Genomic DNA, 23,198 nt, shown 5'->3' on the forward strand with positions numbered 1-23,198 from the left:
GAACCTGACCGAAGCAGGTTCGTATAGGCTGATGAGCTTGAACGTGAGATGAATGCCTTCCCCAACGGCAAGGCCCGGAGGCTGCCCATGCAGAAGGAGATGCCGCCTGGCGACCGCTACAGTCCGATCGCCCGTACGCTGCACTGGATCACGGTCGTTGCGGTCTTCGGGATGATCCCGGTGGGGCTGACGATGAGCTACCGGGGCAACGTGCTCGATATCTGGGACGGGCTGACCAATGGCCTCTATAGCGCCCACAAGTTGACCGGTTTCCTGCTGCTGTGGCTGACGGCGGGCAGGCTGATCTACCGCGTGCTGCATGGCGCGCCGCCGGACGAGCCGACGCTGGAATGGTGGCAGAGGGCCGGCTCCCACCTCGTCCACTGGCTGCTCTACGGGCTGCTGCTCGTCGTGCCGCTGTTGGGCTGGATCGGCGTTTCCCTGTATCCGGCACTGGACATATTCGGTCTGTTCAACCTGCCGGCCCTGGCCAAACCGGACGAGGCGGCGGCGCAGCGGGTGCTCGGCATCCACGGCAAGCTTGCGCTGACGCTCGGCGCGCTTGCAATCATGCATATCGCGGCGGCGCTCTACCACCGGCTCATCCGCAAGGACGGGGTGCTCCGGCGGATGTGGCCGGGGCTTGGATAGGACGGTCAGACGGGGCGCGCCCAGAGATCCTGATGGCCGATCCGGACCGACTGCGCTTCGCGGCGTGCCGATAGCCAGCCATCGACGGTCGCGGGGTCGACCCGCCCGGTCTCCCGCACCGCTTCCGCGATCCCTTCCGCCAGCGCTGTGCCCAGATCGGCCCGGCTCTGGTCGATCAGCCAGCTGCTGTCGCCCGTCGAAACCGCGAAGCCGGATTTGCGGAAGGCCTCGGCCATGACGTCGCAGGCATCCGGGCCGGCGGCAGGGCCGAAGCCCTTGTCGCCGCGCTGATGGTCGGTAAAGGCGATGTGAATGCCGCTATCGGCCGGATGCAGGGGCTTCCAATCCTCGCGGCCATCATAGGTGAGCACGGTGTAGAGCGGCAGGCGCTGGCTCGCGAGGGCCGCGACGAAACGCTCGAGCCAGCGCCGCGACGTCAGGTCGAAAAGGGCTGCGGCCGTGACGAGGTCGGGCTGCCAGCCCAGCACCCATTCGAGATCCTTGTTGAGGTCGACCTTGCGGGTGTCGACTGTGATGGTCTTGCTGCCCTTGGCCAGGACGAGCTCCTCGCCCTGCTCGCGGGCCTCGTCCGCCCAATCCGTGAGACGCTCGCGGGCATGGGCGAGCAGTTCAGCGTCGTGGTCGACGAGGGTCCAGTGCTGGCGAGCGGGCAGGGCGGCATAGGAGCCGCGCAGGTTCGAGCCGCCGCCGCAGCCGAGATCAAGGATGGAGAGCGAAGCCCGATCCGAGAAATAGCTGCCGACCGCGGCGAGCACCTGCGGATTGCGCGCGGCGTGATCGGCAGACTCGCGCAAGGCGAGCCATTCCGGAGAGAAACCAGCCATTACCCCACCTCTCGGCTGCCGTCGCGCAGGCAGGCCTCCGCGACGATACGTGCGGTGTCGCGCCAGCGCGGCAAGGCGCGGGCACCCGCCCATGCGGCGTCGGCGCGCTGCCGGCGCTCAGCCGGCGCATCAATCAGTTTGGCGAGTGCCTTGGCAAGTGCCGCAGCGTCGCGGGTCGGCACTTTGAGAGCGGCGGCATCAGGCAAGGCGTCGGCGCCGGCGCCGCTCAGCGTGCAGACGATCGGCAGGCCGCGCGCTAGCGCTTCCGTCAGCACCATGCCGTAGCCTTCGTACAGGGACGGCATGACGAAAAGATCGGCCTTGTCATAGAGTTCACCAAGACGTTCCGGGTCGGCCGCTCCGGCAAGCAAGATGCGGTCCGTAAGCTCGGCCGAACCGATGCGCGCCTCGATCGCCTTGGCGGTTTCGGGCGCGTAATCCGGGGAGCCGGCTATGGTGAGATGCCAGTCGCGATCCGCGATCCCGGCCAATGCCTCGATCAGAATGTCATAGCCCTTGCGGGGAATCAGCGAGCCGACAGCGAGCAACCTCAGCGGCCCGCGGCCACCGCTGCCGACAGCCCGAGGCGCGGGGTCGACGCCGGGTATGGCGATGGCGATGCGATGATCGGGCACGCCGAAATCGGCTGCGAGAGTGCCGGCTGTCGCCGGGCTCGTCACCGCGACGGCGCGGGCGTGGCGGAGGGCGGCGCGCTCGCTGGCACGCAAGGTCTCGACCTGTTCGAGGGACAGCCCGGTTTCGAGGGCGAGGGGATGGTGGACGAGGGCGACGAGGCGATCGGCGAAGCGGGCGGCGAGCGCTTCGGGAAAGGCGCCGAAGGCCAGGCCATCGATCAGCAGGATGTCGTCCGGAGCGGTCGCGGCGAGGAGCTGTTCGGTTGCGGCGAGATCGGCCTGGCTGGGGGACGGGAAGCTGCCCGGCAAAGCCAGGTGCCGGGCCTCTATACCCATCTCGCGCCATTCCCGCAGGAGACGGCGATCGTATCCATAGCCGCCGGTCGGCAGGTCGATATCGCCGGGGATGGCGAAGACGATGGCGCTCACGCCAGCGCGCTCTCGTAGCTGGCGCGGGCGAGGTCGGTCTCGTGGAGGGTCACCCGGATCTTGGCGAGGCCGGCGCCATCGGCACCGAGCGCGCCGGACTTCGCGGCTGCCGCCATGGCATCGAAGATGTGCTTGCAGAGGAATTCGGTGGTGGTCAGCACGCCGGCGAATTGCGGGAGGGCATCGAGGTTCTGGTAGTTGAGCGGCTTCAGCGTCTTGCCGAGGACATCGAGCGCGGCGCCGATGTCGACGACCACGTTCTGCCGGTTCAGCGTCTCACGGAAGAAGGCGACGTCGACCACGAAGGTCGCGCCATGCATATTCTGCGCAGGGCCGAAGAAGGGATCGGGCAGGGAGTGGCCGATCATGATGCGGTCGCGGACTTCGACGGAAAACATGCGGGCTCCCGGGGATCAGCTTGGGTCGATCAAGGCTGCGCTTCATAGCAAATCGCGGCGGTCAGGCCAGCTGCACCGGGCGCCAGCAATTCCGGAATGCGCTGCGGCGTATCCCGGAATGCGATCTCGTCGGTGATCAGCGTCTCGAGCCGGTCATCGGCAAGCAGCGCCATGGCGGCCTGCGCGCGTCTCGCATGGTCCCAGCGCGCCCGGTGCGACGCGGCGACCATGCCGACCTGGGAGGAGACGAGCTGGAGGCGGCGCGCGTGGAAGGCGCAGCCTAGGGCGGCCGGCACGGTTCCCTCGCCATACCAGCTCATTTCGATGATCCGCGCCTCGGTGCCGGCGGCCGCAACGGCCGTGGCGAGGCCAGAGGCCGTCGCGCTGGTGTGGAAGACGAGATCGGCGTCTCGCGGGGTGGCGTCGGGCAGGGCGAAGCCGAAGCCGAGCCGGGCAGCCAGTTCGGCGCGACCGGGCTCGATATCGACCAATGTCACCTCGGTGCCCGGCAGGCGCGCGGCGAGCCAGGCGACGAGCAGGCCGATGACGCCCCCGCCCACCACGACGATCCGGTCGGCCGGGCCCGAGCCGGCGTCCCAATGAGCGTTCAGGGCGGTTTCCACATTGGCCGCAAGGATGGCGCGCCGTGCAGGAACGGTGTCCGGCACCATGATCAGGCTGTGGCGCGGGACGATGAAGCGGTCCTGGTGCGGGTGCAGGCAGAAGACGATGCGGCCGAGCATGTCGGACGGGCCGGCGTCGACGCGGCCGACGGCGCAGTAGCCGTATTTGACCGGGAAGGGGAAAGAGCCTTCCTGGAACGGCGCACGCATGCGCTCATGCTCGGAGGCGGGCACGCGCCCCTCGAAGACGAGCCGCTCGGTGCCGCGGCTGAGCCCGCTCCACAAGGTGGTGACGAGGCAATCGTCCGGGCCGGGGACGGACAGCAAGACATCGTTCAGGTTGCATTCACGAGATGCCGTATACCAGAGCGCAAGAGCCTTTGCCCTTGCGTCAATCGTGGTGGCAGGCTTTAGCTCCCGCGCCATCGCGTCCGATCCCGTCCGTCCGAGCCTGTCTGCCTCTCCATGACAGAGACCGCCATGAACCAGCGTCCCGCTCCGACCACGTTCCAGCGGGCGGCGCAAGAGGTAGACGTAACTGGCCTGACGCCGGCCGGGTTGCAGGACGAGGCCGTTCTCCGCAGGCGGCGCCGTCTCGTTCTTACCTTGAATCTCCTTACATTGGCCGCTCTGCTGGCCGGGTTCGCCCATGTGCTCGCTGCCGGTGGCTGGACCGTGGCGGATGTGGCGATCTTCGTGGCCTTCCTGTTCGGTGCGCCCTGGACCGTGCTCGGCTTCTGGAATGCCGCGATCGGGCTCTGGCTGCTGCATGCCCGCAAGGACGGGCTCGCCGAGGTCGCCCCCTTCGCCGCGGCCGGCGAGCAGGCGACGCCGCTCGCGCTGCGCACCGCCGTGCTGATGACGCTCCGCAACGAGGATCCAGCCCGTGCCTTCCGCCGGCTCAAGGTGGTCAAGGACAGCCTCGATGCCACTGGCGAGGGCGTCTGGTTCGACTATTTCGTCTTGTCCGACACCAACGACCCGGCGGTGGCTGGCGCCGAGGCGGCGCTGGCCGAGGCCTGGTCCCGCGAGATCGGCGAGCCGGCGCGCCTGACCTATCGCCGCCGCACCGACAATGCCGGCTTCAAGGCCGGCAATCTCCGCGATTTCTGCGAGCGCTGGGGCGAGCGCTACGAGCTGATGTTGCCGCTCGACGCCGACAGCGTCATGGCGGGCGAGACGATCCTCGGCATGGCCCGGATGATGCAGGCGTATCCGAAGCTCGGAATCCTGCAAAGTCTGGTCGTCGGCATGCCCAGCCACTCCGCCTTCGCGCGCATCTTCCAGTTCGGCATGCGCCAGGGCATGCGGCCCTATACGATGGGCTCGGCCTGGTGGGGCGGAGATTGCGGGCCGTTCTGGGGGCATAACGCGCTCGTGCGGATCGCGCCGTTCCGCGATAGCTGCCATCTGCCGGTTCTGCCGGGCGGGCCGCCCCTCGGTGGCGCCGTGATGAGCCATGACCAGGTCGAGGCGACGCTGATGCGCCGGGCCGGCTATGAGGTGCGCGTGCTGCCGGTCGAGGGTGGTAGCTGGGAGGAAAATCCGCCGACCATGCTCGACTTCGCCAAGCGCGACCTGCGCTGGTGCCTCGGCAACCTGCAATATCTCAAGCTGCTCGACCTGCCCGATCTCAAGCCGATGAGCCGCTTCCAGCTCGTCTGGGCGATCCTGATGTTCCTCGGCCTGCCGGCCTGGACGCTGATGATCGCGCTGCTGCCGCTCAAGGTGCTGGAGGACCGGGTCGTCGCGGATTACCCGGTAGCGTTGGCGGTCGGTCTCTATGTCCTGTTCCTGGCGATGTATCTCTCGCCCAAGCTCGCCGGCTTCGCCGATATCCTGCTGACCAAGGGAGGCGTAGGCCGCTACGGCGGCGCGGCGCGCTTCCTCGCCTCGGCGGTGATCGAGGTCCTGTTCGCCTTCCTGCAGGGCGCGGTTTCGAGCTTCCGCACGACGCTGTTCATGATCGGTTTCGCCTTCGGCAAGGTGCGGATCGGCTGGAACGGGCAAGCGCGCGACGCCTATGCGCTGTCCCTCACCACCGCCTTCGCGGGCTTGTGGCCGCATCTGCTGTTCGGGGCCTATCTGTTCGTCGCGCTCGGCGCCTTGTCGCCGGCGGTGCTGCTGTGGTCGCTGCCCTTGACGGCCGGCTACGTGCTGGCCATTCCTTTCGCGATGCTGACGGCGTGGCCCAGCGCAGGCGCCTGGCTCGCACGACAAGGGCTCTGCGGCATTCCCGAGGATTTCGACATGCCACCGGTGCTGGCGACCATCCGTGACGGGGAGAGGGCATGAACGCCATCGCCTATCCGAAGGGAACGGTGAAGGCGCTTTCGCGCTCCTTGCGCATCTATCATGGCGACAAGCAACGCAACGCGGCGATGGACCGGCTCTACGGGACATTCCTTGCGCCCGGAGACCTCGCCTTCGACATCGGCGCCCATGTCGGCGACCGGATTTCCTCCTTCCGCAGGCTGGGCGCCCGCGTCGTTGCGCTGGAGCCGCAGCCGGGCCCGGCCCGCGTCGTCCGCCTGATCCACCGGCGCGATCCGCTGGTGACGCTGATCGAGGCGGCCTGCGGCGATCACGAGGGCTCGATCGCGCTCAAGATCAACAGCGCCAATCCCACGGTCTCGACGGCCTCGGCCGCCTTCATCGGCGCCGCGGTCGGGGCGCGGGGTTGGGAGGGCCAGGTCTGGGACCACGAGATCACCGTGCCCTGCACCACGCTTGACGGGCTGATCCTGCGTCACGGGCTGCCCAGGCTGCTGAAGATCGATGTCGAAGGCTTCGAGGCGCATGTGCTGGCCGGGCTGACCAAGGCCGTGCCGGTGATCTCCTTCGAATTCACGACGATTCAGCGCGAGGTCGCCGAGGCCTGCATCGCGCTGCTGGAGACGCTCGGCCCCTATCGTTTCAACGTCGCGATCGGCGAGAGCCAGCAGCTCGAATTGGCCGCGCCGGCGAGCGCCGACGCCATGGGCGATTATCTGCGCGGCTTGCCTCATGCGGCCAACTCGGGCGATGTCTACGCCATCCTTCAGAGCTGAGATCGAGACCTCATGACGTTTTCGCGCCTGCGCGCCGCCGCTTTCATCACGATTCTCGCCTGCACTGCCGGTCCGGCCATCGCGGCCGGCGACATCGCCGTCGAGGTCAAGAACGAATCCGAGCCGGTGCTCTGCGCCGAAAAGGACAACGTCACCATCAAGGCGATCTCCCCGGAGGTCCGGCGCTTCCAGATCGAGGCGGCGCATCCGGCCTATATCTCCGGGCTCGTGCGCGACAACTGGGACGCGGACTGGGCGAATTGCGACATGAAGGGCGATCCGTCCTTCGCCGCGCCAACCCCGCCGCGCCGCGTCACCTTCTGGGAGACGGTCGACTACTGGCTGGTCGGCTACACCTTCCCGACCTTCTGGCGCCCGGCCGACACGACCTTCCGCGTCGGCGACCGGGTCGAGAAGGGGCTGCATCTGGTCCAGCTCTGGAAACTCGGCAGGGACAAGTCCTACGAGGTTCTGGTCGTCTATCCGCAGGATGGCTACTGGCGCGCCCGGCCGATGCCGCCGCAGCATCTCGGCTTCTCCTCCTACGGTTCGTCCTTCCTGTTCGGCCCGATCGAGCAGGATGGCCGCCCGGTGGTGAACATCAGGGAGATCGAGTTCGATCCGCAGACGATCTCCTTCAAGCTCAACTTCAAGGACGGGTCGGCCGGTACCCTCAAGCTTGACAGCGTCGACGAGAATCGGATGGTGCTCGACGCCGTGCTCGACAAGCCGGTGACCGGGGGCAGGGCCTTCGTCGCGCTGCGCTCGATGTACGTCACCGAGTTCAACAACGACGTCGCCCGTATCGCGGTGCGCGAACCCGGTGCCAAGGGCTGGCGCGAGGAGCCGCTGATGCCATTCCAGGGCGGCAAGGCGACCGACATCTGGACGGGGCGCACGACCCATTCGCGCCACAACACCTCCTCCCCCGACATGGTCTTCCGGCACTTTTCGTCCGACCCGAATCCGCCGCCGAAGCCCGAGAAGAAGTGACGGGCAGGCGACCACGGCGGAACGCATTCCGTTCCTGCCGCGTTTGGCCATGACGCGGCCGGCTCAGCGCGCTAGCTTGCCGCTATCGCTATCGCTTAGCCTGCAGAGATCTTCATGCCGCGTTTCGCCGCCAATCTTTCGATGATGTTCACCGAGTGGGACTTCCTGGACCGCTTCAAGGCAGCCGCGGAAGCCGGCTTCGAGGCGGTGGAGTTCCTGTTCCCCTATGAGCACAGCCCCGAGCAGGTGGGGCTCGCGCTGGCCGGCGGCGAACTGGAGCAGGCGCTGTTCAACCTGCCGCCGGGCGATTTCGCCAAGGGCGAGCGCGGCATTGCTGCGCTGGCCGGGCGCGAGGACGAGTTCAAGGCCTCGGTCGACAAGGCGCTCGAATACGTCCACGAGACCGGGGTCAAGCGCCTGCACATGATGGCGGGGCTCGCCGATCCCAACGATGCGACCGCGCAGAAGACCTATCGTGCCTCGCTGGCCTATGCCGCCGACAAGCTCGCCGGGCATGGCATCGACCTGCTGCTGGAGCCGATCAACGGCAAGGACATGCCGGGCTATTTCCTGAACGATTTCGACCAGGCGGCGGCCTATATCCGCGAATCCGGCCTGCCGAACGTCAGGCTGCAATTCGACATGTATCACTGCGAGCTGATCCACGGCGACGTCTCGGCCCGGCTAAAGGCGCTCTATCCGCTCGTCGGCCATGTCCAGATCGCGCGCGCCAACGGTCGCCATGAGCCCGATGCGACGGGGCCGGACTATCCGACGCTCTTCGCCGAGCTCGACGGCCTCGGCTATGACGGCTTCGTCGGCTGCGAGTACCGGCCGGAGCACGGCACGCTCGAAGGCCTCGGCTGGTTCGCGCCCTGGCGGAAGCCGCTCTGATGCGGCCGCCGTCGATATCCTATCCGGTGCTGGTCGCCGACATCGGCGGCACGAACTGCCGGCTCTCGCTGGTTTCCGATCCCGAGAGCTCGCACCGGCCGCTCGCGCGGATCGGGACCGGGAGTCATCCCACGGCCGAGGCCGCCTTCGCGACGGTGCTCGGCGAATTGCCGGAGAAGCCCCGCTCGGCGGTGCTCGCCGTCGCCGGCCCGCTCGACGGCCGGCGGGCGCAATTGACGAACGCCGTCTGGAATCTCGATGGGCCGCGGATCGCGGAGGCCCTCGGGCTGACCCAGGGGCTGCTGGTCAATGATTTCGAGGCCCTGGCGGCGTCGCTGGCCGTCCTCGGCCCGGGCGATCTCGCCACGCTGGTCCAGGGGCGTCCGGAGCCGGAGGGCATCAAGCTGGTGCTCGGCCCCGGCACGGGCTTCGGTGCCGCGGCGCTGCTGACGCATGGCGAGCGGGGCATGCTGATCCCGACCGAATCCGGCCATATCGGCATCGGACCGGAGGACCAGACCGAGCAAAGGATCTGGCCGGCACTGACCGATGGCGTGCCGCGCCTGACGGTGGAGCATCTCCTGAGCGGCGACGGGCTGGTGCGTCTGCACAAGGCGGTGGCACGGACCTCGGGCATGCTGGAGGCGGAGGTGAGCGCCGCCGACGTGTCCCGGCTGGCCCATGACGGCGATCCGGCGGCGCTGATGGCGGTGGTCTGCTTCTGGCGCCTGCTCGGGCGGGTCGCCGGCGATCTCGCTCTCGTCTTCAAGGCGACGGGCGGCGTCTTCATCGCCGGCGGTATCGCGCCGCATCTCCTGGGGCTTGCAGATAAGCCCGCTATCCGTTCCGCCTTTGCCGGCAAGCCGCCGATGGAGGAACTGGCCGGGCGTTTCCCGCTTCATGTCATCACCGCGAAGGATGCGGCCGAGCAGGGACTGGCCGCGATCGCGGCCAATCTTCATCGCTTCGGCCTCGACGATCCGAAGCGGCTGTGGTTTGGCTGAGCGCGTCCCGCTCCTCCGATCGCTTCCCCCAGGTCCGCGTGCAGCCCATCTATTCGATCCAGGTTCTGCGCGCGCTCGCGGCTTTCATGGTCGCGATCCATCACGTTCAGCCCGATGCGGCGGCGCTGGCCGAGCGGGCGGGGCTGAGCTTCACCCGCAGCGACCTGCTTCCCTGGATGGCCGGCGTCGATATCTTCTTCGTCGTCTCCGGTTTCATCATGGTCCATGCCTCGCAGGACCTGTTGGGCCGGGCAGGAGCCTCGCGCCTGTTCCTGAAGCGCCGGCTGGCGCGCATCGTGCCGCTCTACTGGGCGATGACGACGCTGTTCCTGCTGGTCGGCCTTGCCGTTCCGGCGCTGCTCAACTCGGGCGTGCCGAGTTTGACGCAGATCCTCGGCTCCTACCTGTTCTGGCCGACAGTCTCGACCCAGGGCTTCGTCCAGCCGGTCTATTCGCTGGGGTGGACGCTGAACTACGAGATGCTGTTCTACGTCCTGTTCGCGGCCGGGCTCGCCCTGCCGCTGCGCTGGACGCTGCCGGTGGTCGCTATCGTGCTAGCCGTGTTGGTTGCGGCCGAGAGTTTGGCAGGCCCGCTGCAATTGCCTTTCGGCTTCTGGGGCCAGCCGATCGTGCTCGAATTTGCCGCCGGGATGGGCATCGCGATTCTCAGGCGGAAGGGGCTGCGCCTGCGTGGCGCGGTGCGTGTCCCGGTCGCGGCGGCCGGCGTCGCGGTGCTGATCGCGGCGGCTCATGTGCCGGGCGCGGACGGCCCGTGGAGCAGCGTGCTCTGGCGCGGCGGCGCGGCAGTGCTGCTGATGCTCGCGGCGGCTTGCGGCCGCGAGGGCATCGTCACCCCCAAACCGGTGAAGGTGCTGGCGACGGTCGGCGACGCCTCCTATGCGCTCTATCTCGTGCATCCCTTCGTGATCCGGGGAATGCGCGAGGTCGCATTAAGGATCGGGTTGCATGCGCCGGCGCTCTACATCCCGCTCGCGCTGGCCGGCGCCGTCCTGGCGGCACTGCTGGTCTATCGCTTCTTCGAGAAACCGGCGACGCGGCTGGCGCGGCGCTGGCTCGGAAGCTGAGGCGGTCGTCATGCTCGGCTTGACCCGAGCATCTCGGAAGCCCGTGTCTTCTCGTCCTGAGCTTCTCGGGTTGGCGCTTCGCTTCGCCCGAGAATGACGGCGGCACTCAGCTCAGCTTCATGCCCTTGAGCGACTGGCCGACGACGCCGTTGTCCTTTCGCCGCTGCGCGCGTTTGGCCTTGATCGTCTCGACATGCTCGGGCTGTGGAAAATAGCCACGCTCCATGACCTCGAGCGAGTATTCCTCATAGGTCAGGCCGAGCGCCTCGGCCTTCTCCTCGCGGCGCAAGGCGATCTCGCGCGGCTTCTTCCAGGCCTTGCGGTGGGCGAAACGCCAGTCGAAATAGCGGCCGATGCTGCCCTTGCCAGCGGCGGAGCGACGCTTGCGTTCCTTCAGCGGCGGGCCGCCATTATGGCCGATCCCGATGGGGCGTTCGCTGGGCATGGCTTTCGGACTCAAAACGACGCTCCGCATCACGATAAGGGCCGACACAACTCTGGCAAGCGCCGTGCCATGGCTTGCCAATCTGACTTGCGGGCGTGACAGGGCGGCGGCGGCGGTCTATCCGGCAGGCTTAAGATCACAGGACGGACCATGGCCCCCTTGCTGCACCTGCGCGATGTCGCGCTCACCTTCGGCGGACAGCCGCTGCTCGAAGCCGCGGAGATCGCGGTCTCGGCAGGCGAGCGCGTCTGCCTGGTAGGCCGCAACGGCTCGGGCAAGTCGACCCTGCTCAAGATCGCGGCGGGGCTCGTCGAGCCCGACCATGCCGACCGTTTCGTCCAGCCCGGCTCGACCATCCGCTATCTGCCGCAGGAGCCGGACTTCACCGGCTACAAGACCTCGCTCGCCTATGTCGAGGCGGGCCTCGGGCCGGGCGACGACGCCTATCGTGCGCAATATCTGATCACCGAACTCGGCCTGACCGGCGAGGAGGACCCCGCCACCATGTCCGGCGGCGAATCGCGCCGGACGGCGCTGGCGCGGGTGCTGGCGCCGGAGCCGGACATCCTGCTGCTCGACGAGCCGACCAACCATCTCGACCTGCCCGTGATCGAGTGGCTGGAGCAGGAGCTTAAGTCGCTTCGCTCCGCCATGGTGCTGATCAGCCATGACCGGCGCTTCCTGACCTCGCTGTCGCGCGCGACGATCTGGCTGGACCGCGGCCTGACAAGGCGCATGGACAAGGGCTTCGGTGAGTTCGAGGCATGGCGCGACGAGGTGCTCGCCCAGGAAGAGCTCGACCGCCACAAGCTTGACCGCAAGATCGCGCGCGAGGAGGACTGGCTGCGCTATGGCGTCAGCGCCCGGCGCACGCGCAACCAGCGCCGGCTCGGCGAACTCCACGCCATGCGCGACCAGCGCCGCACGGCCCGCAGCGCGGTCGGCAACGTCCGGCTGGAGGCGAGCGAGGCGCAGACCTCCGGCAAGCTCGTCATCGAGGCCATCGACGTCGCCAAGGCCTATGGCGACAATGTCGTGGTCAAGAACCTGTCGCTGCGCGTCGCGCGCGGCGACAGGATCGGCATCGTCGGTCCCAACGGGGCCGGAAAGACCACGCTGATCAATTTGCTGACCGGGGCGCTCAAGCCCGATTCCGGCAAGGTGAAGCTCGGCACGGCGCTTGAGATGGTGACGCTCGACCAGCGCCGCGAGAGCCTCGATCCGGCGACGCCGCTCGGCGATGCGCTGACCGGCGGCGGCTCCGATCAGGTCATGGTCGGCGGCCAGCCGCGCCACGTCATCGCCTATATGAAAGACTTCCTGTTCCAGCCCATCCAGCGCGGCACGCCGGTCGGTGCGCTGTCGGGCGGCGAGCGCGGCCGGCTGATGCTGGCGCGCGCGCTCGCCAAGCCATCCAACCTCCTGGTGCTGGACGAGCCGACCAACGACCTCGACCTCGAAACCCTCGACCTGCTGCAGGAACTGCTGGCGGATTATCAGGGCACGGTGCTGCTCGTCAGCCATGATCGCGATTTCATCGATCGTGTCGTCTCTGCCGTACTGATCTCGGATGGCGACGGAGTCTGGACCGAGTTCGCCGGCGGCTATTCCGACATGCTGGCGCAGCGCGGACGCGGTGTCGGCGCCAAGGCGAAAGTGGTTGAGAGGGCGCCGGCTTCTGCGCCGAAGCCTGCAGGCGCTCCGGCGTCGGCCGCCTCGGCCTCCAGGCGCAAGCTCTCCTTCAACGAGAAGCATGCGCTGGAAACGCTGCCCAAGAAGATCGAGACGCTGCAGGCCGAGGCCGCCAAGCTCAACACCGCCATGGCGGGCGATCTTTACACGCGCGATCCCAAGCTCTTCGCCAGGGCGACCACGCGTCTGGAAGAGGTTGCGCGCGAGATTGCCGATGCCGAGGAGCGCTGGCTGGAGCTGGAGATGCTGCGCGAGGAGATCGGGGCGTAGTTCCCGCCGTCATGCTTGGGCTTGACCCGAGCATGACGGAGACCAGCCTTCTCTCGTCACGAGATTCCCGGGTCTGCGCTCGCTTGAGAATGACGGTGCCCATACGAATTCCGTATCCAGCTGCGCATCAAAACGCATTTACGGACCTGCTCAATCGTTTCAAACATCGTGGCAATCGAGATCGCGAGGAATGACCATGAGACTGAAGGGCAAGACGGCGCTGGTGACCGGCGCGGCGCAAGGGTTCGGATTCGGCATCGCGGAGACCTTCGTGCGCGAGGGCGCGCGCGTCGCGGTGCTCGACATCAACGGCGACAAGGCGAAGGAGGCGGCCAGGGCCATCGGGCGCAAGGCCTTCGCCGTGACCTGCGACGTCGGCAAGGCCAAGAGCGTCGACAAGGCGGTGGAGAAGATCCTCGCCAAGGTCGGGCGGCTCGACATCGTCGTGAACAATGCCGGCACCACCCATCGCAACAAGCCGATGACCGAGGTGACGGAAGAGGAGTTCGACCGGATCTTCGCGGTCAACGTGAAGTCGATCTACCTGATGGCGCGGGCGACCGTGCCGCATTTCCGCGAGCATGGCGGCGGCGTCATCCTCAATATCGGCTCGACGGCGGGCCTGCGCCCGCGTCCCGGCCTGACCTGGTACAACGGCTCGAAGGGCGCGGCGAACCTGATCTCGCAGTCGATGGCGGTCGAACTCGCGCCCGACAAGATCCGTGTCAACGCCATCGCGCCGGTGGCGGGCGAGACGCCGCTGCTCGCGACCTTCATGGGTGAGGACACGCCCGAGCGGCGCAAGGCCTTCACGGCGACGATTCCGTGGGGCCGCTTCTCGACGCCGCAGGACATCGCCAATGCGGCGCTGTTCCTGTGCTCGGACGAGGCGGACATGGTGACGGGCTCGGTGCTGGCCGTCGACGGCGGACGCTGCATCTGAACAAGCGTCGTGCTCGGGTTCGACCCACGGCTGCCCGGTTGAGCGCAGGGCCTCTCCCTTCTCCCGCAAGGGGAGAAGGGAAGCGGGGCGCGGAAACGACGGCCTGACCGTCAGACCCGCTCGCCGAGCAGTGCGATCTCCTGGCGGAGCATGACCGTGCCATGGGGCTCGAAGCCGCGCTGTTCCAGCGTGATCCGGGGCGCGGTCGCATCACCTTCGATACGGAACAGATGCCAGGTTCCGAGCTCGCCATGGCCGCGCGGGCCGAGAGAGGCCGAGGGCACGCCGACGATCGGCACGTCATGGCCCGGGCCTGGGCGCCAGGCCAGCGAGAAGCTGTGGTTATGGCCGTGGATGACGAGGTCGGCGCCCTTGCGCTTCAGCATGGCCTCGAAGGCAGCGGCGTCGACCAGTTCGCGTCCGCGCTTGGCGCCGCCGACATAGGGCGGGTGATGGATCAACACGACGCGGATCAAACCCTCGTCGCGCGCGCGATCCAGCAACGCCTCGATGCGCTTCATCTGTTCGCTGCCGACGCGGCCCGTCGCCATCAGCGGCATGGTCGGCACGCCGCTGTTGACGCCGATCAGCGCGACGGGCCCGCGGCGGCGATACCAGGGATAGCCGGCGCGGCCTTCGTCATCGGAAATCCAGGGAGCGAGCAGCCCGGCCAGCGGTTTCAGCGAGGAGCGCGCATAGGTGTCGTGATTGCCGGGGACGAAGCTGACCGTCTCGCGCGGGCCGAGAGTGTCGAGGAAGGCGATGGCGGTCTTGAATTCGTTCGGCAGGCCGATATGGGCGACATCGCCTGTGCAGGCGACATGGTCCGGCTGCTGCGCATGGATATCGGCGACGATCCGCGCCAGAATCTCCATGTCATGGGCGTGCCGGCGCTTGCGGCGCCAGTTGACGTAACCTGTCGCGCGCTTACCAAAGAGCTGATGCAGCGAAAACCCGGCCAGCGGGCCGAGATGCGGGTCCGACAGATGCGCGAGCTTGAACACGCTCAAGCGCTTGCCCTTCCCACGTGCCGTCAGTCAAGCGCGCTGTTGACGCGCCTCGACTGGCGGATGCGGACAGCCTCAGTTGGCGTAGCCGGTCAGTTCCGACACGATACGCGAATCGGTCAGCGTGACAGCGGGCTTCCAGACATAGGCAGGCTTGGCCCTCAGGCGGGCGATGATGAAAGAGAGCAACATGACGATAGTCCCCAGCGGTGATGCGGCGGTGTGATCCTTATTTGGGGCGCGTTTGTGACAGAACAACCAAGTTGCTGGACGATCCGTTATGCGCTTTTTGCATAGACAATTAACTCGGGCTTGAGAAATCTCCGATGCAACCGCCGACGCACTCCGGCTCTGCCGATCCGGAAACGCCCCGGACGATCCGGCAGCGACTGCTGACCCGGCTTCTCCATCTCTATTTTCGGTTCGCGCGCGGCGTGACCTTCGGCGTGCGCGCCGTGGTGCTGAACGATAGCGACGAGGTCTTCCTGATCCGCCACACCTATGTTCCGGGCTGGCATTTTCCCGGCGGCGGCGTCGAGGTCGGCGAGACGGCGGCGGAGTCGCTGGAGCGCGAACTGTCGGAAGAGGCCGGAATCGCGGCGACGGAGCGGCCCGTGCTGTACGGGCTGTTCTTCAATCGCCGGATTTCGCGGCGCGACCATATCGCCGTCTATGTCATCCGCGCGTTCAAGGTCGAGCAGGTCAAGCAGCCGGATCGGGAGATCGCGGAAGCCGGTTTTTTCCGGCTCGACGATCTGCCGGAAGGGACGACGCCGGCCACGCGGCGGCGGCTGGACGAGATCGCCGCGGGCAAGCTCCCCGCGGCCGAGTGGTGATCGCGAGCGTCGGCTGGCGCGGGATCGCGCGACTCATTCCGCACTTTTCGCCAGCTTGCCGAAATCGGCGTCGAGCTTCGCCAGAGCCGTCGCGATCCGTGTACGCCTGTCCTTGATCCAGGCATCCTGCTGATCGAGGCGCTGCTTCGCGCCCGCCAGCATGCGGTCCATCTCGGCAGGCTGTGGACCACCGGAGGTCGCACGGTTCTTCACGATCGCGACCGGGTCCAGCGTCGCGCGGAACTCGGCCTCGCTCATCGGCAGCTCCGCCACCGGCAGGCTCATCTCCACCGCCGCCTTGCGATAGATCGCCTGCGCCTGCGCATAGGGAAAGTCGGTCGGCTTGATGCCCTTGTCCTTGGCGTAGTCGACCACCTCGGAGGCGAAGTGGTGCCCGGCGCGGAAAGGCAGCTTGTACTGCCGCATCAGAACGTCGGCGAGCTCCTGCGAGGCGGTCCAGTCGCTGTTGAGCTCCTCCAGAGCACGGTCGGGATCGATGACCAGCGCCTTCAGGATGCGGTCGAGCCCCTGCAGGGTCTTGGCGGCACTGTCGATCATGGCGCTGTTGGCCTTGGCATCCTTGGCGTCGGGCATGCCGGGCGGGATGTTATGCGCCTTGAAGATGGGCCCCATCGCGAGCGAGAGCGCCGTCGAGGCCTCCTCCCGCGTGCCGTTCAGCAGGCCGGGATTGCGCTTCTGCGGCATGGCGCTGGAGACATAGGTGTTGCCTCCGCCCTCGCGCAGCAGGATCCAGGGCCGCGACTGCGCATATTGCGTCATCACGTCCTCGATGAAGCCGCCGATATGGAGCGCGATGCCGGTCACGATGCCGCCGGTCTCGACGGGCAGGTCGGCGGCGGCGATCTGCGAGGCGTCATAGGCATTGTCGACGAGGGCACCGAAGCCGAGATAATCGGCCATGCGCTGGCGATCGAGGGGCCAGCTCGTGCCGTTGAGGACGGTCGTGCCCATCGGCGAGCGGTCGACGCGGGCATAGGTTTCGCGGATGCGCTGGGCATCGCGATCGAGCCCCGCCGCAAGGCCGAGGAGATAGTGGCCGTAGCTGTTGGGCTGGGCCGCGACGCCGTTGGTGTAGTTGGGGACGATCGTCTCCCGATGCGTGGCGGCGAGCTCCACCATCGTTCGCGTCGTCCTGTTGAGCTGGTCGGCCAGCGTCAGCATCCGGTCACGCAGCATCGCGGCGCGGTAGGTCGCATGCATATCCTGGCTGGAGCGCCCGGCATGGATCAGCGTGACCTCGACGCCGGCCTCCTTGATCATCAGCGGCTCGAAGGTGATGACGGTCGAGGGGCGCTTGGCGCCCGGCTGGTTGCCGGCGGCGATCACCTTGGCGATGCCCTGTGCAAGCTTGGGCGCGAGCGTGCGGTCGAGCAGGCCCTGCTCGGTATTGATGACGGTGCTCGCCTTGTTGATCTCGCCGAGCCAGAAGAACTCGTCCCTGACGGATTCTTTCGGCAGGGTCTGCTGCTGGGCATGGGCGGGCAGGGCGCTCGCCGCCAGAAGGATGGCGGCGTGCCACAGGCGTGTCGGCATGGTTTCCTCCGTTGTGAAGCGGCACCTGTCCGATGCCTTGTCGCTCGTCGAAAGCGACCGGTTATTCCCCCCGCCGTTCACGTCGTGAATTGAAACCAATCCGCCATCGCCGGCAAGGCGGCGATGCGCTGGCGCGAGACGGATGGACGCCGGCCGGAAGCTCTGCTAGAGGCGCAGCCCATGACGAACGGGCAAAGCCTCCGAGACCTGCGACGACCGGCGCGCTGAAAGCGCCTGCCTGGCATTGCGCCCATACGCGCCTGCCTTCGTTTCGCCGATCCGCTTCTTGCCTCGCGTTAACGTCATGACATCCCTGCCTTTGACCATCCGCCACGAATTGCCCGTGGACGCCGCCGCCATCGAGCGCCTGCATGAGCGCGCCTTCGGGCCCGGCCGCTTCGCTCGCACGGCTTTCCGCTTGCGAGAGGGCGTGCCGCCCGATCCGGCGCTGTCCTTCGCCGCGCATGTCGGCACCTTTCTCGTCGGCTCGATCAAGGTGACGCCGGTCGTCGCGGGCGGCCACAAGGCGCTGATGCTCGGGCCGCTGACGGTCGACCCCGCCTTCGAAGGCCGGGGAATCGGGGCTGCGCTGATGGACCGTTCGATCGAGGCCTCGCGCGAGGCCGGTTACGACCTGATCATGCTGATCGGCGATGCGCCTTACTACGCCCGTTTCGGCTTCAAGGTCCTGCCTCTCGGCCAGCTCGTGCTGCCCGGCCCGGCCGATCCGGCGCGCTTCCTGGCGCTGGAGCTGGTCGAAGGCGTGCTGAAGCAGCGCCGCGGTGCGGTGACGTCGGCGCGGGTGGGGTGAACCCAACCGGCGTCATGCTCGGGCTTGACCCGAGCATCTCGGAAACCAGTGGCTTCTCGTCCAGAGATTCTCGGGTCGAAGCTGTGCTTCGCCCGAGAATGACGGCGGGGCCTCAGGCCTGACGCTTGAAGCGGCGCCCGCTTTCCCCCAGCCAGCCGGCGACGAGGGCGCCGAACAGGATCGCGAGGCCGAGCAGCCCGACGAAGAGCGGCGAGATCTGCACGCCGCGAACGATGCCGGAATCGCTGATCCTCAGCCCGATCCAGTCGTTGCCGGCGAACTGACTGCCGGAGCGCACCGGCACGATGCGCGGCAGGCTGACGCCGGAGCCGCTCTCCTGGCCGATGCGGCGCGAGGAGCCGCCGGTCGATTGCGCCAGCGACTGGAGGGCGGCGGGGTCGCTGACCACCTCCATCAGCTCGCGCGGGTTCTCGGGGCCGACGCTGGCGAAGGCGGTGAGATTGTCGGAGGTCAGCCGGTAGAGGCCCTGATCGCCGGTCGGGATACGCGCGGTGAACAGGCCGGGGCGACCCGGCTCGAGCGGGATCGTCCGCGACTGGCCGTCGGGGCCGGTGATGGTGATGGGGGTGGGATTGTCGCTCAGCGTCTGCCGCTCGACCTCGACGGTGCCGCCGCGGGCGGTGGCGCGCAGCGCCTCCTCCTCAAGCTCCGGCTCCTTCATCAGCCAATGGCTCAGGCGGCGCAGCAGGTCGAGATAGGGGCCGCCATCGCGGAAGCCGCGGGCCCAGAGCCAGGCGTGATCGGAGAGGAAGAGCGCGACGCGCCCCTTCTGCTCGCGCGCCAGCATCAGCAGTGGCCGTTCGCCGGGGCCGGTCATCACGGGGGCAGCGCCGGCGCGGGCCTGCGCGCCGACCATGCGCAGCCATTCGCCCCAGCGCGGCGGCGAGACTTCCGAACCCGGCAGGTCGCGGGTGACGGGGTGGCGCTTGCCGGGCTCGCTGACCTGGGCGCGATAGGCCTCGTCGATGACGCTGCCATCCGGCACGGCCGGCAGGATCTGGCCGAGCGGTGTGCGGGCGAGCGTCTGCGATCCCGCATATTCCGGGCCGGCGGCGACCAGGAGTGCGCCGCCGTCGCGGACATAGCGGACGATGTTCTCGAAATAGAGCAGCGGCAGGATCGACTGGTTGGCGTAGCGGTCGAAGATGATCAGGTCGAATTCCTTGATCTTGACCTGGAACAGCTCGCGCGTCGGGAAGGCGATCAGCGAGAGCTCGTTGATCGGCGTGCCGTCCTGCTTCTCCGGCGGGCGCAGGATGGTGAAATGGACGAGATCGACATTGGCGTCGGCCTTGAGGAGGTTGCGCCAGGTGCGCTCGCCCGGATGCGGCTCGCCCGAGACCAGCAGCACGCGCAGCTTGTCGCGCACGCCTTCGATGGTGATGACGGCTCGATTGTTGGCGAGCGTCAGCTCGTTGTCGAGCGGCGCGGCCTCGATCTCGACGACGTTCGGCCCGCCACGGTCGATGCGAATGGGAACCTGCACGATCTGGCCGGTGGCGACGTCGCGGCGGGCGACGATCTCGCCGTCGCGGCGGATGGTGAGGCCGGCGCGGCTCGAACCGTTCTTGTCGACGACCCGCAGGCGGATGACCTGATCCTTGCCGACGATGCCGAAGCGGGGCGAATCGACCAGCATAATGCGGCGGTCGATCTCGGCGTTGCGGCCGGTGGTCAGGACATGCAGGGGCGCGCGCAGGCCCAGAGCCTCGGCATTGGCCGGCGTGTCGTGGGCGAGGCCGTCTGTGATGGCGATGGCGCCGGCGACACGCTCGGAGGGGACGTCGGCGAGGCTCGATGCGAGCGCCTCGAACAGGCGGGTGCCGTCGCTGGTGCCTTGCGCGTCGCGCAGCTCGACGATCCGCGGCTCGACATTGGGAATGCCGCGCAATTGCCGCTCGACCTCCGCCACCGCGGCGTCGGTCTGAGCGGAGCGATCGGCGAGGCGGTTCGAGGCCGAACGGTCGACCACCACCGAGACGACGTCCTTGACCGGCTCGCGATCCTCGAAGACCAGCGAGGGATCGGCCAGCGCGACGGTCAGCACGATCAGCGCCAGCGCCCGCAGGATGGCGCTGCGCCCGGCCAGGACGATGGCCGCGCCGGCGGCCAGCGCGGCGAGAACGGCAAGGCCGATCAGCAGCGGCAGCGGCACCAGCGGGGCGAAGGAGACGCTCCACATGGTCATTGTCCCAGGCGTTCGAGCAGGGCCGGGACGTGGACCTGGTCGGCCTTGTAGTTGCCGGTGAGGGCGTACATCACGAGGTTGATGCCGGCGCGAAGCGCCATCTCGCGCTGGCGCGGATCGGCGCCGGAAAGCGGCACCAGCCCTTCGCCGCGCTTGTCGATGGCCCAGGCCGAGGCGAGGTCGTTGGCGGTGATGATGATGGGCGAGACATTGTCGCCGGCGCGCGCCGGGCGGCGGCCGTCATTGTCCGCCGGCGGAAGCGTCTCGACCCAGGTCGTGCCCGTGTCGTAGCGGCCGATGAGCTCGTCGAGGATGTAGAAGGTCTTGGTCAGGACGTGGTCGCGCGGCAGCGGCTCGAGCTCCGGGATGTCGAGCGTCTGCAGCATGCGCTTGAGCTGGTCGCCCTCGGGCGTGGTGCCGCCGCCCGGCCGCGCGCTCATGGCGTCGCGCGTGTCGAAGATCACGAGGCCGCCACCCTTCATATAGGCTTCGAGCTTGCGCAGCGTCTCGGCCGAGGGGATCGGCCGGCCCGCGACGATCGGCCAGTAGAGCACCGGGAAAAAGGCGAGTTCGTCGCGCTCGACATTGACCCCGACGGCATCGCCGGGCTCCAGCGCCGTGCGCGCGCCGAGCACGGTGTTCAGGCCGGCGAGGCCGGCCTTCGACATGTCGTCGACGGCCCTGTCGCCGGTGACGACATAGGCGAGCCGCGTCACGGCGCCATTGGCGAGGAGTTCGCGCGGGATCGGCGGGCGATTATCGGCGGGCGCGGCCGGGGCGGGCTGGGCGCGGGCGATGTCGGGCAGGAGGCCGCCGGCAAATGTCAGGGCCAGGAGGATCGCGGCCGGCGCAGCCGCCTTGCGGACGCGGCCGAGATTGAGCCGTCCGCCGAGCCAGAGCGTCGCCAGCGTATCCACGATCAGCAGCAGCAAGGCGAGCACCAGCAGCGGCGGGCGGGCATCGCGCGCGACGGGCTCGTCGATCGGCAGGATCGGCGCGCCGAGGCCGGCGAGGTCCAGGGCTGCGAGTGTATCGTTCGGCGTCAGCGCATTGACGGCAAGCGAGCCGTCGGTGGGGCCGTAGAGGCCGGGCGGGTGGGCCAAGGTGGCGCGGCCGGCATAGTTGCGGGCAACGGGCTGGCTCGTCGCCGGCGGGGTGCGGAAGCGGCCGCTTCCGTCGAGCACGCGGGTCGGCGACAGCGTCTCCACGCGAGTCTCGTCGCTCTGCGCATCGGCGGCGGGCCCCGTGCCGGCGAGGTTCACGACCCTGCGCAGCATATCCACGAAGAGGACCGAGAGCGGCAGGTTCGACCAGGTCGTGTCGGCGGTGACATGGACCATGGCGATGAGGCCGTCGCCGCGGCGCTCGCCGGTGACGACCGGCGTGCCGTCCTCCAGCGCAGCCCAGGTCTTGCGCGAGAGGTTCGGCTCCGGCTCGGCCAGGATCTGGCGGGTGACGCGGATGTCGTCATTGATGATCAAGCCGAAGAAGGGGCTCTCCCGGGTGAAGGGCGCGAGCTTACGCGGCGTCTCCCAGGACAGCCCGCCGCCCAGCGTCCGGCCGCCCCGGCGCAGGCGAACCGGCGTCAGGTCGTCGGACGAGGCGGCAAGGCGCGCGCCGGCGAAGCGCAGCAGCACGCCACCGCGGGTGACGAAATCCGAGACCTTGGCGCTGGTGTCGCGGTCGAGCGCGCCGATATCGGCGAGCACGAGCACCGAGAGGTTCTGCGCGAGAAGCTCTCCGACCGGATCGGTCGAGCCCTGGCGCGGCTCGCGCACCTCGGCGAAGGGCTGGAGCGCGCGCGAGATGTAATAGGTCGGCGACAGCAGGGGCTGGGCGGTATCGGCGGTGGAACCCGAGACGATGCCGACGCGGCGGCGTTTCGCGCGATCATCGAGCAGGGCCACCGCGCCGGCGCTGTTCTCGCCGACGATCTCCAGGCGCGAAACGGCGTTGCGGACCTCGATGGGCAGGGTCAGCCGCGCTGTCGTCTGCAGATTGGAGCCTTCGAAGATGAAGGGCACATCGCCGAGCGGCAGGCCTTTAAGGTCGAGCGCACGGACCTGTCCGGTCGCGGGAGCACTCGCCGTCGGGCGCAGGACCTTCACGCTGAGAGCACCGGCGAGATTGTCGGGCGCGGCGAGCGCGAGCTGGCCGGGCGGCCCGGCATGGATCGAGAGGCGGCGCGCATCGGCAATCTGCTTCAGCCGCGCCTGGAAGCTGCCATCGTCCGCCATCGCGAGGCCATCGGATATCCAGACGATCTCGGCCTCGGGCGCGGTCTGCAGGAAGGCCTCGACGCGCGGCAGATGGGCGGCGCGGTCGGGCGCGTGAGGTTGAAGCGCCAAAGCCCGCAGCCGATCGAGGGCGGCGCGGGGTTCCGCGAGCGTGATGGCTGCCGGAGCCTCGGCGAGGCCGAGGATGGCGACGGGGCGGCCTTCGCGCGTCGCGGCAGCGATGCGCGATTCGGCGACGGCGATGCGCTCGGGCCAGTCGGCGGCGGCGCCGAAGCCGTTATCGACGAGCAGGAGGACCGGGCCGCGCAGCGGTGCGCCTTCACGCGCCGGATTCCAGATCGGGCCGGCGACCGCGAGGATGGCGAGCGCAGCCGCCGTCATGCGCATGGCAAGCAGCCACCAGGGCGTATGGGCCGGCAATTCCCGCTTGGCGACGAGGTCCGCCATGATCTTGAGCGGCGGGAAATCGATGCGGCGCGGGCGCGGCGGCGTCACGCGCAGGATCAGCCAGAGGGCCGGCAGCAGCGCGAGCGCTGCCAGGGCGAGCGGGGCGGAGAAACTCAAGGGGAGGGCGCTGAACATGGCGG

General features: G+C 68.3%; 20 protein-coding genes. 11 read left to right on the forward strand and 9 right to left on the reverse strand.

All coding sequences use genetic code 11. The annotated features are described in order from the left end of the window. The first annotated feature begins 87 nt into the window (after positions 1-87). Positions 88-651, forward strand: coding sequence for a cytochrome b (locus tag AC2FAN_RS22345; protein ID WP_485176377.1), 564 nt, complete (start codon positions 88-90; stop codon positions 649-651). 5 nt (positions 652-656) lie between these two features. On the opposite strand, the gene AC2FAN_RS22350 is transcribed toward AC2FAN_RS22345, so the two are convergent. The 4 genes from AC2FAN_RS22350 to AC2FAN_RS22365 are packed head-to-tail and all read right to left on the reverse strand — an operon-like array spanning position 657 to position 3,908. Further along, complete coding sequence (locus tag AC2FAN_RS22350) at positions 657-1,496, reverse strand: class I SAM-dependent methyltransferase (protein WP_485176378.1); 840 nt, start codon at positions 1,494-1,496, stop codon at positions 657-659. Next, positions 1,496-2,560 carry a glycosyltransferase family 4 protein gene (locus tag AC2FAN_RS22355; RefSeq protein ID WP_485176379.1) on the reverse strand — a complete coding sequence of 355 codons (1,065 nt, stop codon included), beginning with the start codon at positions 2,558-2,560 and terminating at the stop codon, positions 1,496-1,498. Before AC2FAN_RS22355 ends, AC2FAN_RS22350 begins: the two co-directional genes overlap by 1 nt. Further along, a complete protein-coding gene (locus tag AC2FAN_RS22360) occupies positions 2,557-2,958 on the reverse strand; it encodes a 6-pyruvoyl trahydropterin synthase family protein (protein WP_485176381.1) in 402 nt (133 codons plus the stop codon). The genes AC2FAN_RS22355 and AC2FAN_RS22360 overlap by 4 nt, the downstream gene beginning before the upstream one ends. A gap of 29 nt (positions 2,959-2,987) precedes the next feature. Further along, positions 2,988-3,908: a zinc-dependent alcohol dehydrogenase gene (locus AC2FAN_RS22365; protein ID WP_485176382.1), complete on the reverse strand. Its 921-nt coding sequence runs from the start codon at positions 3,906-3,908 to the stop codon at positions 2,988-2,990. Between the two features lie 153 nt (positions 3,909-4,061). On the opposite strand from AC2FAN_RS22365, the gene mdoH reads away from it, so the two are divergent. The 6 genes from mdoH to AC2FAN_RS22395 all read left to right on the forward strand — a co-directional run bounded on the left by mdoH (position 4,062) and on the right by AC2FAN_RS22395 (position 10,607). Next, on the forward strand, positions 4,062-5,876 hold the full coding sequence (mdoH, locus tag AC2FAN_RS22370; RefSeq protein ID WP_485176383.1) for a glucans biosynthesis glucosyltransferase MdoH: 1,815 nt from the start codon (positions 4,062-4,064) through the stop codon (positions 5,874-5,876). Beyond that, positions 5,873-6,631: an FkbM family methyltransferase gene (locus tag AC2FAN_RS22375; RefSeq protein WP_485176384.1), complete on the forward strand. Its 759-nt coding sequence runs from the start codon at positions 5,873-5,875 to the stop codon at positions 6,629-6,631. The genes mdoH and AC2FAN_RS22375 overlap by 4 nt, the downstream gene beginning before the upstream one ends. A gap of 12 nt (positions 6,632-6,643) precedes the next feature. Further along, entirely contained in the window at positions 6,644-7,624 is a 981-nt protein-coding gene (locus tag AC2FAN_RS22380) for a hypothetical protein (RefSeq protein ID WP_485176385.1), read from the forward strand. A gap of 114 nt (positions 7,625-7,738) precedes the next feature. Further along, positions 7,739-8,518 (forward strand): 2-oxo-tetronate isomerase, encoded by a 780-nt coding sequence (gene otnI / locus AC2FAN_RS22385; protein WP_485176386.1) that lies wholly within the window; start codon positions 7,739-7,741, stop codon positions 8,516-8,518. After that, the gene (locus AC2FAN_RS22390) at positions 8,518-9,522 is read left to right on the forward strand and encodes a glucokinase (RefSeq protein ID WP_485176387.1); all 1,005 of its coding nucleotides are present in this window, start codon (positions 8,518-8,520) and stop codon (positions 9,520-9,522) included. The genes otnI and AC2FAN_RS22390 overlap by 1 nt, the downstream gene beginning before the upstream one ends. A gap of 38 nt (positions 9,523-9,560) precedes the next feature. Next, positions 9,561-10,607 carry an acyltransferase family protein gene (locus AC2FAN_RS22395; protein WP_265054436.1) on the forward strand — a complete coding sequence of 349 codons (1,047 nt, stop codon included), beginning with the start codon at positions 9,561-9,563 and terminating at the stop codon, positions 10,605-10,607. Between the two features lie 106 nt (positions 10,608-10,713). On the opposite strand, the gene AC2FAN_RS22400 is transcribed toward AC2FAN_RS22395, so the two are convergent. Continuing rightward, positions 10,714-11,052 carry a hypothetical protein gene (locus AC2FAN_RS22400; RefSeq protein WP_265054435.1) on the reverse strand — a complete coding sequence of 113 codons (339 nt, stop codon included), beginning with the start codon at positions 11,050-11,052 and terminating at the stop codon, positions 10,714-10,716. Positions 11,053-11,202: 150 nt separating this feature from the next. Between AC2FAN_RS22400 and AC2FAN_RS22405 the strand changes: the two genes are divergently transcribed. Continuing rightward, a complete protein-coding gene (locus tag AC2FAN_RS22405) occupies positions 11,203-13,014 on the forward strand; it encodes an ABC-F family ATP-binding cassette domain-containing protein (protein WP_265054434.1) in 1,812 nt (603 codons plus the stop codon). Positions 13,015-13,210: 196 nt separating this feature from the next. Further along, the gene (locus AC2FAN_RS22410; protein WP_265054888.1) at positions 13,211-13,957 is read left to right on the forward strand and encodes an SDR family oxidoreductase; all 747 of its coding nucleotides are present in this window, start codon (positions 13,211-13,213) and stop codon (positions 13,955-13,957) included. Positions 13,958-14,067: 110 nt separating this feature from the next. Here the strand turns inward: AC2FAN_RS22410 and AC2FAN_RS22415 are convergent, their stop codons facing one another. After that, positions 14,068-14,961, reverse strand: coding sequence for a metallophosphoesterase family protein (locus tag AC2FAN_RS22415; RefSeq protein WP_265054887.1), 894 nt, complete (start codon positions 14,959-14,961; stop codon positions 14,068-14,070). A gap of 329 nt (positions 14,962-15,290) precedes the next feature. On the opposite strand from AC2FAN_RS22415, the gene AC2FAN_RS22420 reads away from it, so the two are divergent. Then, a complete protein-coding gene (locus tag AC2FAN_RS22420; protein WP_476807218.1) occupies positions 15,291-15,800 on the forward strand; it encodes an NUDIX domain-containing protein in 510 nt (169 codons plus the stop codon). Between the two features lie 33 nt (positions 15,801-15,833). Here the strand turns inward: AC2FAN_RS22420 and AC2FAN_RS22425 are convergent, their stop codons facing one another. Continuing rightward, a complete protein-coding gene (locus tag AC2FAN_RS22425) occupies positions 15,834-17,354 on the reverse strand; it encodes an argininosuccinate lyase (protein WP_485176388.1) in 1,521 nt (506 codons plus the stop codon). A gap of 304 nt (positions 17,355-17,658) precedes the next feature. On the opposite strand from AC2FAN_RS22425, the gene AC2FAN_RS22430 reads away from it, so the two are divergent. After that, positions 17,659-18,165 (forward strand): GNAT family N-acetyltransferase, encoded by a 507-nt coding sequence (locus tag AC2FAN_RS22430; protein ID WP_265054431.1) that lies wholly within the window; start codon positions 17,659-17,661, stop codon positions 18,163-18,165. Between the two features lie 112 nt (positions 18,166-18,277). Here AC2FAN_RS22430 and AC2FAN_RS22435 read toward each other — a convergent pair whose 3' ends face one another. Then, entirely contained in the window at positions 18,278-20,368 is a 2,091-nt protein-coding gene (locus AC2FAN_RS22435; RefSeq protein WP_485176389.1) for a hypothetical protein, read from the reverse strand. 2 nt (positions 20,369-20,370) lie between these two features. After that, on the reverse strand, positions 20,371-23,193 hold the full coding sequence (locus AC2FAN_RS22440) for a DUF4159 domain-containing protein (protein WP_485176390.1): 2,823 nt from the start codon (positions 23,191-23,193) through the stop codon (positions 20,371-20,373). Positions 23,194-23,198: the final 5 nt, after the last annotated feature.

It is taken from the genome of Allobosea sp. RIT-PG3_2 (genome assembly GCF_057321085.1).